Source organism: Peredibacter sp. HCB2-198 (genome assembly GCF_045999315.1).
GTDB lineage: Bacteria > Bdellovibrionota > Bacteriovoracia > Bacteriovoracales > Bacteriovoracaceae > Peredibacter.
In genome coordinates, this window is record NZ_CP174607.1 from 2,813,229 (window position 1) to 2,825,994 (window position 12,766).

The 12,766-nt window shown below is 44.0% G+C and carries 9 protein-coding genes; 3 read left to right on the plus strand and 6 right to left on the minus strand.

Translation table 11 applies throughout. The annotated features are described in order from the left end of the window. Positions 1-136: 136 nt before the first annotated feature. Entirely contained in the window at positions 137-1,642 is a 1,506-nt protein-coding gene (locus ACJVC5_RS14280; RefSeq protein ID WP_408096203.1) for a hypothetical protein, read from the plus strand. Positions 1,643-1,650: 8 nt separating this feature from the next. Beyond that, positions 1,651-2,739: an outer membrane beta-barrel protein gene (locus ACJVC5_RS14285; protein ID WP_408096204.1), complete on the plus strand. Its 1,089-nt coding sequence runs from the start codon at positions 1,651-1,653 to the stop codon at positions 2,737-2,739. Here ACJVC5_RS14285 and ACJVC5_RS14290 read toward each other — a convergent pair. The 6 genes from ACJVC5_RS14290 to ACJVC5_RS14315 form a co-directional block, all read right to left on the minus strand. Beyond that, positions 2,711-3,343 carry a hypothetical protein gene (locus ACJVC5_RS14290; RefSeq protein ID WP_408096205.1) on the minus strand — a complete coding sequence of 211 codons (633 nt, stop codon included), beginning with the start codon at positions 3,341-3,343 and terminating at the stop codon, positions 2,711-2,713. The two genes, ACJVC5_RS14285 and ACJVC5_RS14290, sit on opposite strands and share 29 nt — an antisense overlap. 112 nt (positions 3,344-3,455) lie before the next feature. Then, the gene (locus ACJVC5_RS14295) at positions 3,456-4,823 is read right to left on the minus strand and encodes a glycerol-3-phosphate dehydrogenase/oxidase (RefSeq protein WP_408096206.1); all 1,368 of its coding nucleotides are present in this window, start codon (positions 4,821-4,823) and stop codon (positions 3,456-3,458) included. Continuing rightward, positions 4,820-5,977: a hypothetical protein gene (locus ACJVC5_RS14300; protein ID WP_408096207.1), complete on the minus strand. Its 1,158-nt coding sequence runs from the start codon at positions 5,975-5,977 to the stop codon at positions 4,820-4,822. Before ACJVC5_RS14300 ends, ACJVC5_RS14295 begins: the two co-directional genes overlap by 4 nt. A 62-nt stretch (positions 5,978-6,039) precedes the next feature. Further along, positions 6,040-8,589: a preprotein translocase subunit SecA gene (gene secA, locus ACJVC5_RS14305; RefSeq protein ID WP_408096208.1), complete on the minus strand. Its 2,550-nt coding sequence runs from the start codon at positions 8,587-8,589 to the stop codon at positions 6,040-6,042. A gap of 14 nt (positions 8,590-8,603) precedes the next feature. Then, entirely contained in the window at positions 8,604-9,662 is a 1,059-nt protein-coding gene (locus ACJVC5_RS14310; protein ID WP_408096209.1) for a M23 family metallopeptidase, read from the minus strand. A gap of 66 nt (positions 9,663-9,728) precedes the next feature. Continuing rightward, positions 9,729-10,475 carry a Stp1/IreP family PP2C-type Ser/Thr phosphatase gene (locus ACJVC5_RS14315; protein ID WP_408096210.1) on the minus strand — a complete coding sequence of 249 codons (747 nt, stop codon included), beginning with the start codon at positions 10,473-10,475 and terminating at the stop codon, positions 9,729-9,731. Between the two features lie 218 nt (positions 10,476-10,693). On the opposite strand from ACJVC5_RS14315, the gene ACJVC5_RS14320 reads away from it, so the two are divergent. Beyond that, positions 10,694-12,757 carry a PrkA family serine protein kinase gene (locus ACJVC5_RS14320; RefSeq protein WP_408096211.1) on the plus strand — a complete coding sequence of 688 codons (2,064 nt, stop codon included), beginning with the start codon at positions 10,694-10,696 and terminating at the stop codon, positions 12,755-12,757. Positions 12,758-12,766: the final 9 nt, after the last annotated feature.

Genomic DNA, 12,766 nt, shown 5'->3' on the forward strand with positions numbered 1-12,766 from the left:
TTTCCTTTTTGAACTGGTACTCTGTTATAGAGTTTTTGCAACGCTTTATCAAGGACTTAAAGAGAGCGAGTGGTCCTATGACATTGCTCGTAAATTGAGTGTTTTCATCACGTTGTTTCTTTGTCACAATAATTTTATGAACTTGATTAAATGGATGTTGATCAATCTTGTGCTGCTTATGGTCACAATAGCTCCCGTATGGGCGTTAAATGGGGCCGTTCTTCTTGGGCAGTCTTCCAGCGGACAAACCGCTCTGTTTAATCTTGGCATCCATGACGGAGTAAAAGAGGGCGATTATGCGGTCATTGTTAAAGAGATCCGCGATTTAGAGACTCGTGATCTTCGTCTGGTTCCCGTGGCAAAGGCCCGCAATATCAAAATCAATACCGGTAACTCAGTGTGGATCCTTTATAAGGTCTACGATGCTGAGCTTATGGTGAAGGGCCAGAAGTATTTGATCCTCGCTGAGTCGGCGATGCTTAGTGGTCGACGTGACCCGCGCCTGGGTCGAATCAGTATCGTTACTAATAAAGACAAACGTGCTTTTGAGGTCCAGAAGACCTTGAGTGATGATAAAGATCGAATCGCAAAATTAAAAAATCAGTATCCGGAAATTGCCGACCTTCATAAGAGAGAGATGCGTTCTGACAACGACATTGATCTCGTGGACGTAGAAGGTTGGAAAAAATTTAAAGATGAGAAGTACCGCACGGCCCTTTATAAGAGTCCTTCTCAGGATGATTTCCGTCGCGAGCTGAATCTCAATACTTTTGAGAAACTTGTGACTGGGTATCTCAAAAAAGTAAATGATCCTAAGTTTAGCTATGATCAGTTCTATGATGAGCAGATGAAGTCTGACTTTAGTAATGAATTCAGAAAACGTTCTAACTTCAGCACAGAGTACGAATCATTTTTATCGAACCAATCTCAGAGGGCGGCGGGAGATGCTAAGCTTTATCGCGCGATCTTAGAGAAGGGCGACAGTTGGTCGGAAGATTTCTCAGACGAGGAACTAGGAAGCAAACTAAAGCAAGTTTCTGTTCTTCAAGAAAAAGATCGTCGTGACTATGTGATGTCTAATCCCAATAGATATACGGTGTATCTGGAATACGGTCTGGGACTTAATGATCCTCAGACAGATAAAGACACTCGTTATCGTCGTGATACCCGATACTCGGTGGATCTCGATTTTGAGGCCGTTCCTTTTTTAAAGCACGATATCTTAGAGCGTTTTACCTTGAACGCCACCGTTCGATCGAACAAGACCGCCTTCGATGCTTCCGGGAACAACGCCAATGTGGATGAGTACTCATTCACTGGTGGTGCCAACTGGTATCCTTTGTATGCGCCTTATGTGATCGAAGCCCCGGTGGTTTTTTTAGGTGTTTATCTGCGCAGTGGTTGGGCAAGTGTGGAGGCCCCGACAGTAGAAGAGAAGGCAAACTATACAGTTCTTTCTCTTCCAGGGTTTCGCGCAGGCATGAAGTACAACTTTAAAAATAATCTGGCCCTCCGAGTGGCGGCCAGTATGGAAAGATTAGAATTAGATCGATATGAGCAGAGTAAACTGGGATCAGTATTGCCTGATCAGACCAGTGTTGCTGAAGGGAAGTTGAACTTCGCTCTGGCCTATTCTTTTTAAGGGGAAAGATGAAGATTTTTGCATTGTTGCTTTTAGTGATTTCTCTACCGGCCCTGGGTCTTGAAGTAGATGAAAAACTCACTGTCCGAGTGGTGAAGACTTCTGAGTCTCGTAAGACCATTATGGTGAACCGCGGGACTGAAGACGGTCTGGTTGAAGGTGATCATGCAAAATTCATTGTGACGGCCGGAATTGTTGCCCGTGCAGTTTGTGTGAGAGTTTCTCCCACTCGCTCGGTGTGGTCTGTTTACCGTCTGGTGAATGCTGATTTCATCGTGAATGATTCAGTGATGACGCTGAAAATTTCTCCGGCCGTGAAGATCACCAAAGATGAATCTCAGGCCCTGGTTCAGGAAGATACTCCGACTCGTGCGGCGGCCGATCCAACTCAATTAGGAATTCCACTGGCCGATGGTGCTCAGGACCTGGCCGCAGGTGCCGGTGCTGACGATGCCCTTACAGCTGCTGATCTTAAGGCCCTGGAGGAGAGCAATACTCCGACAATTATTCCGGAAAAAAACATCGAGGTATTTGGTGTCCTCAATATTTCGGGACTGACTTCAAGTACTAAGACAGACTCAGGGTCGAACTCTTTTAATAACTCTCAGTCTTATCACCATATCGGTCTTGGTGGAGAGTATTATCCGCAAAAAGAGCGTGAATGGTATTCGCATTTCTCGCTTCAAGCGGAGGTAAATCTCATGCGCCAAAACAGTCAGGCCTATCAAGGCGCATCTACGACGAATGATGTGACTGAGTTTGCTCTTGGTGTGAACTGGCACCCGACAAAACTTCCAAGTAAGACCCTCGACTTCATTCCTTATTTTCACTTAGGGGCCAACATTGGTTCAGTGAAATCGACTTATTCTCCTGGCCAGGAAAATCCCGGTGGAAATGAATTTTCTGCCACCGGAAGCACTGCCGGCTTCTCTGTTGGTTTTGGTTATAAGTTCTACACTCAACGTGGCTTCGGTGCCCGTGCGCTCTTGGATTACTACTATCGTTCAGAGAGCTACGGTGAAGACGATGCTTTCAATAAGTTCAATAAGACAGTGGGCGGACCACGTCTTATGGTTGGACTTGGTTACCGATTCTAATTTTAAATTTTCGATATCGAATGCTCTCCTGTGCGTAACGGGAGAGCTTCCTCATAAAACTGTCGTCAAAAGTTGAATGCCCTAGAAGATTTTTTGCCGTTTCAAGTTCTTCTAAAGTCTCATCTGAAATATTGATCTTAAGTTGTTGATAGGTTGGGGAAATGACCTTGATGCCTTCTTTTGGAAAAGGCATGGGGGAGAGTTCGGCCAAAATTTTTTCTGCCTGTCGCTTGGTCTTGTTTTCTAATTTTTTTAAAATGATTTTCTTCTTGGTTGGTTCATTAATTTTTTCCTTTTTAAATAATCCTGCTGCCTGTCCTAGATTGGTCAGATTCAAGACTCCGCTCTGAATTTTCTCCTCAATTTCAGGAATTTCTTTGAGGAGCTTGGCAGCGTTTATTCTTCGACTGGCCGATGGCTCTGAATATCCAAGTTCCTTAACCGCATATTCCAGCATGTTTGGATAACCGAGATCACAAAAAAGCTTTCTCCGTTCAATTTCTTTTAAGTGATGAAGAATTTTTGTCATTGTTTCTCGCTCAAGGCGAGCAAGGCGTTTGGTGTCGGAGAGAAGGGTGTTATCAGTGAGATGTTTTAAATTCATTGAGACAAACTAATGAAGAGGGAATTAGTCGTCTTGATATAATTGAGGGCCTAGGTTTTTTATTTCATATGCGAATGACGCAAATTTACTACGCCGGCGTAGTAAATTCGCGTCATGAAAATAGCGCCTTCACTTCTTCCACTGGAATACCCATCACATCTTTCATGTGATGAGGATCTTCAAGGATGGAAAGTCTGCGTTTCACTAGATCTTCAAAGGTCGTCACTTTTTCGGTCTTGATAATTTTCTTCACCATCTCTAGAGTGAGCTTCGGCTTCTCTCCAAAAGTTGGCATGACTGAATGCTGCCTCAGAGGATTAAGCGTATAATTGGGATGATAGGCCTTACCTAGGCGAGGAACAATTTCCTGCGCCAGTTCCTGAGTCATGCGACGGAAGGTTGTGTATTTTCCACCGATGAGGACATAGGTAAATTGATCGGGACGGAAGATTTTGTGAAAACGAGACACTTTCCCTAATGCCTCATCGGCCCCTTCTTCACGTACGAGGGGACGAACTCCTGCGAAGGTCGAGATAATAGAGTCTTTGGTAAGGTTTGAATTCGGGAAATACTGTTTGAGCACATCCAGAAGATAATGAACTTCTTTCTCAGACGCTTTGATATTGAACATGTCCTGATCAACCGGAGTTTCAGTTGTCCCAACCAGAATCGAGTGACGTTGTGGAATGACAAATACAACACGGTTATCTTTTGTGGTGAGAACCACCGAGCCCTGGGCCTCAAGAGAGCCTTCTTTAAGCCAAAGGTGAATTCCTTTTGAAGGAACCAACTGAGGGGTCCATGGGATGTTGAGTTTTGGAAGAAGTTTGTCAGTGAACGGGCCAGTGGTGAAAACCACAAACTTGGCCTTCACTGTCTCTTTATGAGGAGTGAAGACCGACTGATAAGTCACTTCATAACCATCGGCCACTTTAACTGTGGAAGTGACTTCATGATAACTTAAAGCATGGGCACAAGGTTCAAGGAGAGCATCATAGAGGCACTCGAGAGTCAGTTTCGCATCATCAACCACACCATCATAGTATTTACCAGCACCACGTAGTCCCTTGGGATCTAGTGAAGGAATTTTCTGAATGGTTTCTTCTGGGGTGAGCATTCCATGAGGGCGATTCTGAAAGTGCGAAAGGAAATCATAAAGAAATAGACCGGCCTTGAGCATCCAAGGGGCGTACTTAGAGTAGTTATAAAGAGGAAGATAAAAATCCCGCTCAAAACACAGGTGAGGAGTGAGCTTCAACCAGAGGTTCTTTTCTTCCAGTGCTTCTTGCACGAGAGCAAAATCCGCGTTTTCAAGGTAGCGAATTCCTCCGTGAAGCATCTTCGAAGATCCTTGCGAGGTCTGAGAAGCAAAATCACCTTTATCAATTAAGAGAGTAGAAACTCCGTTCAACGCCAGGTCACGGATAAGACCACAACCGTTGATGCCTCCACCAACGATTACCACTTCATAAGACTTCATAGTTTATTGACCCAGACCAGATTTCCCGTACAGGTTAGACGATATTTGTAACCACCAATTCCAAATTCAGATGGAATCGGAGTCAGTTGATAATTGAGTCCCACCACAGCATTAGAGTGGGCCTTAAGTGCGTGCGCTTTAAGTTTTTGGGCCAGTTCTTGATAGTGACGAGGAATTTCTTCCGAGCCTTCATCTTCCACAATGTGACTGTCGAGCATCTTATGTTCTGAGGCCACACCCATATACTTCATGACCTGATAACCCTCAAGACCTGAGGTCGCAGACACAATGATCTGTGAAAGCTCAAGTTTTGGATCATCAAAATGAAAGCTATGAGATTGGTTTTGGTAAAGGCTGAATTTAGAGACAATTCCTGTTTCAGGAACTTCCTGGTGCTTCGGAGGATGAATTTCATCCGAAAGCCCGACTTGAATATCAATGTCGAAACGACGTAGCTTGTGGGCGAGGAAGATGGCCGCATATTCCGAGATTCGAGGAACCAAAAGCATTCCGCGCATCAGACGGTTTTTCATTTGTTCTTCCGGGTCCATCAGAATATTGAGCTCTTTCAGAAGAGTAATGATGTCTTTTACATCTTCAATAAAGCGAACATTCTTAATGAGTACGCTGAATGATGGGTTTCCTTCACTGGCCATGCCTGTGAAGCTTGAACTCTCAGAGAACTTCTTCAGGTCTTCAAAGTTTTCGGGGGCCTTGTACTCATGTTTTGGAGGAGTATAGATAGGTTCTGGTTCCGGTTCTGGAGTAAATTCTGGTTCTGGTTCAGAGGTGAACTCAGGTTCAGGTTCTGAAGCAAATTCTGGTTCAGAAGTCGCCTCAAATGTTGATTCGAAGGCCGGTTCCTCTTCAGTCGAAAAAGCATCAGTTCCAAAATCTGTGGCTTCTTCCGTGGTCTCTGTTCCAAATTGAATGTCATCTGTTTCAAAAGTTGAAGGTTCTTCAGTGGTTTCACCAAAGTCTGTTTCAAAGCTTGTTTCAAAGGAAGTTTCTACTTCATCTTCTGGAGTTTCAGGTAAGTCAGGAAGCTCAGAGGGGAAATCGGGTTCAGGTGGGAGTTCCTCGTCAGCATTCAGCTCGTGAATGTATTCACCAAGGTCCTCAATTCGAGTAAGATCCTTCTTATTAGAACTCATCAGCAATCCCTGCTTCAGTGTTAAAAGAGCGCGAGTGTTAGTCGCGCTCGCTTATAAATGTACTAAGCTCCGTGACAAGACTTAAATTTTTTCCCCGAACCACAAGGACAAGGATCATTACGTCCTACTTTAACTGTAGCACGAATAATCTTTTTTTCCTCGGCCATTGCTTCAGCGGCGATGGCGTCCTGGTGGGCCTTTAATTGGGCCTGGAGAATTCTCTCCTGTTCACGGTGGATGGCCTCGATTTCTTCTGGTGTCATGAGCTTGATGTGCGAGATGCGTTCAATAACAGCACGCTTGATCGCAAACTTCATGTTCTCATAGATAGTGAAGGCCTCACGCTTATACTCAACCAGAGGATCTTTCTGGCCGTAAGAGCGCAGGTTAATACCTTCTTTAAGGTGGTCCATAGCAAGAAGATGGTCTTTCCAGAACTGATCGAAAGTCGCCAATAGTACTTCGCGGTAAGTGTATTTCACTTGCTCTTGATCGAATCCTTCAAACTTCTTCTGGATAGCAGCGGCACCTGTTTCTTTTAGGTATTCGGCCAGGTCACCTTTATGCTTTTGAGAACATTCTTCCGGAGTGAGAGTGTGCTCAATTCCGAAAGCGTTTTTAGCGGCCTGATTGATTTCTTCCCAAGGGAAGTCACGAACAGTTCCTTTCTTCTCAGGCTGATACTGAGCGGCCAATTCAAAGGCCACTTCATCAATGAAGTCTTGAACAAGCTCAAGGTTTCCTTCATCGTTTAGAATGTCACGGCGGATCTTATAGATCACCTTACGTTGCTCATTCATCACGTTATCGAAATCAAGAAGGTGCTTACGAATATCAAAGTTGTGTGTTTCAACCTTCTTCTGCGCTTTTGCAATGGCGTTTGTGATCATCGAGTGTTCGATAGGCTCATCGTCCTTCATACCAAGCTTCACCATGATGCCTTTGATTCTGTCTGAACCAAAGATACGCATAAGATCGTCTTCCAGAGAAAGGAAGAACTTCGAGCGGCCTGGGTCACCTTGACGGCCAGAACGACCACGGAGCTGGTTATCAATACGACGTGATTCGTGTCTTTCAGTACCGATGATGAAAAGACCACCAAGGGCCTTTGTTTCTGGAGTGAGCTTAATATCTGTACCACGACCTGCCATGTTGGTGGCGATCGTTACACCACCACGTTGACCGGCCATCGCCACGATTTCCGCCTCGCGAGCGTGGTTCTTAGCGTTTAGTACTTCGTGTTTAATGCCCTTACTCGTCAGAACATTCGAAATAAGTTCAGAAGACTCAATTGAGATGGTTCCAACGAGAACTGGTTGGCCTTTCTTGTGACATTCTTCAATTAGTTTTGCCACGGCCTCGTATTTCGCTTTTCGAGAAGCGTAAACCACATCCGCCTGGTCATCACGAATCATCGGAAGGTTAGTAGGGATCACAACCACTTCAAGGTTGTAAATTTTCATGAACTCGTCGGCCTCTGTATCGGCCGTACCTGTCATACCTGAAAGTTTTGAGTAAAGACGGAAGTAGTTCTGGAACGTGATTGAAGCAAGTGTCTGGTTTTCAGATTTTACTTCCACGCCTTCTTTCGCTTCAACCGCTTGGTGAAGACCATCAGACCAACGAGAACCTTCTTTCATACGACCAGTGAACTCATCTACGATGATAACTTTGCCATCACGAACAACGTAATCCACTTCGTTTTTAAAAAGTGTATGAGCACGAAGAGACTGGTTTACGTGGTGAAGAGTCTCAATGTTACGAACATCATAAAGGTTACCGATCTGAAGAAGCTCTTGAACTTTTAAGATACCTTCTTCAGTGAGAACTGATGATTTTGCTTTTTCGTCCACTGTATAGTGAGTGTCTTTCGTTAATTTAGGAATGATCTTATCGACAACACTGTAAAGACGAGTGTCGCCTTCAGATGGACCAGAGATAAGTAGTGGAGTACGGGCCTCATCAATTAAGATTGAGTCTACCTCATCCACGATACAGAAATGGTGCTCACGTTGAACATAATCGTTAAGATCAAACTTCATGTTGTCACGAAGGTAGTCGAAAGCGAATTCGTTGTTAGTTCCGTATGTGATGTCTGCTTGATAAGCGGCCTTACGGTCCTCATCGTCCATGTTTGAAACGATCACACCAACTGTAAGTCCAAGCCAGTTATAAAGTTTACCCATTTCGTGAGAGTCACGTTGAGCAAGGTAGTCGTTCACAGTAACCAGGTGAGCGCCTTTACCAGTAAGGGCGTTAAGATAAAGTGGGAGAGTCGCAGTAAGTGTTTTACCTTCCCCGGTTTTCATCTCAGAGATTTTACCTTGGTGAAGTGTGATACCACCCAACATCTGTACATCAAAGTGACGCATATTCATGACACGACGTCCGGCCTCGCGAACAACCGCGAAAGCATCTGGAAGAATGTCATTTACTGTGGCGCCATTTTTAAGCTTGTCTTTGAAGATTTGAGTTTGGTTTTTTAACTCATCATCCGACATTGCCTTGTACTTCGGCTCGAGGGAATTGATTTCCGCCAGAATTGGCCTTAGAGCGCGCATGTCACGATCTTGTTTTGTACCAAATAGCTTGCGCATCATTGAATCTAACATAGGAAAACCTTTTCTTAATCGAGGATAAAATATAATGGATCTACGGCAATGCCATTGACCCGAACTTCATAGTGTAAGTGAGGACCGGTTGAGTGACCGGTGTTACCAACGCCAGCAAGAAGAGCGCCACGCTTTACTTTTTGGCCGGCGCGGACGTTGAGGGATTGATTGTGAGCATAGATCGTTTCAATTCCATACCCATGATCAATTTGTACGAACTTGCCGAAACCTGCTTTCTCTCCTGAGAAAGTTACAATGCCATCGGCCGGAGCGTGTACAGCAGTCCCGTAAGGAGCACCAACGTCAAGGCCTTCATGCATTTTAAGACGACCGGCCCATGGAGACATACGCTGACCAAAATAACTGGTGATCCAGCCGTCGGCCGGAAGAATAGTCGGAGTTGAATTGAGGAACGATTCTTTATCCAAAAGATATTGATCGAGAGCGTGAATGTTGGTCTCAATAGTTGAAACCACTTCTCTTACCTGATGATACTTGAAATCAAACTTGGCGTAGTCGTTAGAGAGAGCGAAGCTTCGACGGGCCAAATCAGACCACTGTTTTGTAAGAAGATAACTGCGCTCAAGTCCCAGAGTCGCCGCAATTTTTTTATCGTAAAGTGATTTAAGCTCTTTAAACTTTGGTTGATCTTCAATGTCACCATCAAATTTTAGATCTAATGAAGAATTGAGATCATCCAGCGTGAAAGACTCTTTTGATTCTTCCGAAGCTGGTTTATACAAAGGTCCTTTGCCGCTAATCTCTTCAAGACCTGTGATCACGCGAAGTTTTTTCTCAAACGTGTTGATACGTTTTAAGTCGTCACCCAAAGTATTCATCTTCATTTGGAAGAGCTGAATCTGTTCTTTAAGCTGACGGTTTTCAATTGAAAGATGTTTGTTCTCGTAGACCTGTTGGAGAATTTGCCAATAATTAAATCCCAGTACACCAATGAGAAGAGTGAGCATCACCATGGTGAAGGCGAGGGACTTAAATAAAACGGTTGGTATACGATAGGTCTTAACCCCTTTTTGTTTTTCGGGAATGACCATTACGGTGTAGTACTTATCCATGCAGGATATTTTAAGCCAGTGCCTCTCGAAAGAAAACACAAAACATTGAAAAGATTAGATTAAGAACTAGGCCTGGGCCACGGCCAGGATGACTGAAATATTGTCCTGTCCGCCGTTGTCGTTGGCCTGCTGAATGAGTTCTTTCACGGCCCGTTCTACGTCAGATAATTGGCAACGAGACGGGTCAGAAATGTTTCTCTGCACGATATGGAGGATGTCTCCATCACTGACTTTTCCGTGCAATCCGTCAGAGCAGATTAAAAAAATATCATTTTTGCAGACGCGGTAGTTAAAAACGTCCACTTGAACATCCGGTTCAAAACCCACAGAACGAACGAGAACGTTCTTTTGAGGATCTTTGACGGCCTCTTCGCGAGTATAAATTCCCATATTCAATTTTTCTTGAACGAAGGAGTGGTCTCGAGTCAGCTGAAAAATATGGTGATTGTTCACCATGTAGACCCGAGAATCTCCGACGTTTCCGATCACCAATTGTGGGCCTGAAAACTGAACGGCCGAAACGGTGGTACCCATGCCGTGAAGTTCCGGCTGCTCTTCGGCCTTCTTCAAAATCGAGCGATTAATTTCCTGGATCAGATTTTTCATCAGGGTCTGTGGTTCCTGAGAAGAATTTTTTCCCAGATATTCGCCCATGACTTTAACCGATAGTTGAGAAGCAATGTCGCCACCACTATGTCCACCCATGCCGTCTGCGACTGCAAAAAAGTGATGGGCATGGTCTAAACAAATTGAATCTTGATTCGTTTTTCTCTTACGCCCAATATCTGTGGCACCAGCACAAAGAATACCCATAATGGCCTTGTTAAAATTTGTGATGATTTAATCATAGAATGAACCATGTTTTAGTCAAACAATAATCTTAGGCACTTCTGAATGATTGACAAATTCCCTCGGAAAGAAGTGCCGATTTACCACCTTGTTGTATTCGTTTGGAGAAGTTACGCTTAGTGAGTACAATTAATTAAGGGTCTCTCAAGTACCCGCTTTAAAACGCCTTAGGGAGGAAGTCCATGGCAAGCTCCAATTTCGATATCCAGTCTTTCATTTCCCAGCACTACAATCCGAAAGATTTTTCTCACCTTCATTGGCAAGGAAGTTTTCAAGAGTATGTAGACCTAGTGATGAAGAATCCTAAGATCGCGCGTAATTCTTTCCAACGTATTTATGACATGATCATGAGCTACGGTACTTCTCAGTACACTGAATATAAAAAAGAAGTGACTCGTTACCACTTCTTCGACGATCCATTTGAGAATGGAAAAGATGCCATTTTCGGTATTGATGTTCACTTAATGAAAATGGTGAACTTCTTCCAGTCGGCCGCTCTTGGTTATGGTACTGAAAAACGCGTTCTTCTTCTTCATGGTCCAGTAGGTTCTGCAAAGTCTTCAGTTTCACGTCTCCTCAAAAAAGGTCTTGAGCATTACTCTCGCACAGACGAGGGCGCTCTTTACACTTACGAGTGGGTGGATGAAGAAGGTTCAGCGATCCTTGGAGGTCAGAAAGTTTTCGCATCTCCAATGCACGAAGAGCCACTTAAGCTTTTACCTCCTGAAGTTCGTGACAGATTCCTGGCAGAACTTTCAAAAGTTAATAAGTCACCATACAAAGTAAAAATTAAAGGTGAAGTGAACCCGGCCTGTCGTTTCATCCTGAATGAATACATGCTGAAGTATGACGGTGATTGGAACAAAGTGATGAAGCACATCCGTGTGAAGCGTTTGATCCTTTCTGAAAAAGACCGTCGTGGTATTGGTACATTCCAACCAAAAGATGAGAAAAACCAAGACTCAACTGAATTAACTGGTGATATTAACTATCGTAAAATTGCGATCTATGGATCTGACTCAGATCCACGCGCGTTCAACTTCGATGGTGAGTTCAACATCGCCAACCGCGGTATCGTTGAGTTCATCGAGATGTTAAAACTTGATGTTGCCTTCTTGTATGACCTACTAGGTGCTTCTCAAGAGCAATCAATCAAGCCTAAAAAATTCGCTCAAACGAACATTGACCTTGTGATTTTGGGTCATACCAACGAGCCAGAGTATAGAAAACTTCAATCTAACGAATTTATGGAAGCTCTTCGTGACCGTACCGTGAAGATTGACGTTCCTTATATTACTCGTCTGGATCAGGAAGCTCGTATTTATAGAAAAGACTATAATAAAGAGACCATTCCAAACATCCACATCGCTCCTCACACGCTTGAGATGGCCTCGACATGGGCGATCCTGACTCGTCTGGAAGAGCCGAAGAAGTCGGACCTGACTAAGCTTCAGAAGCTTAAACTTTATAACGGTAAAACACTTCCTGGTTACAACGAAGACAACGTAAAAGAACTTCGTAAAGAAGCAGTTCGTGAAGGTCTTGAAGGTATTTCTCCTCGTTATATCCAAGATAAAATCTCGAACGCGCTTGTGAAGAACGGTCACGTTGGCTGTCTTAACCCATTCATGGTTTTCAATGAACTTGAATCAGGGTTGAAGCACCATGCACTGGTGAATTCTCCAGAGCAAATGGACCACTACCGTGAGATGCTGGCGGTTTGTCGTCAGGAGTATGAAGATATCGTGAAAAACGATGTTCAGAAGGCGATCTCTGTTGATGAGTCTGCGATTCAAACTTTGTGTGCCAACTACGTGGACAACGTTAAGGCCTACACTCAGAAAGAGAAAATTCGTAACAAATACTCTAACAAGTTAGAGGAAGCAGATGAGCGTTTCATGCGTTCAATCGAAGAGAAGATTGATATTCCTGAGTCTCGTAAAGACGATTTCCGTCGCGAGCTTATGAACTATATCGGTGCTCTTGCTATCGAAGGCAAGCAGTTCGATTACAAAATGAATGAGCGTCTTCACCGTGCTCTTGAACTTAAACTTTTCGAAGATCAGCGCGATACCATCAAGCTAACAACAATCATCTCGAACGTGGTTGATAAACAAACACAAGAGAAGATTGAAGTGGTGAAGAGCCGATTGATTAAGAATTTCAACTACTGTGACATCTGTGCCACAGACGCGTTGAACTTCGTGGCATCTATCTTTGCTAAAGGCGACTCAATTAAGTCGTAAGAGGAAAGT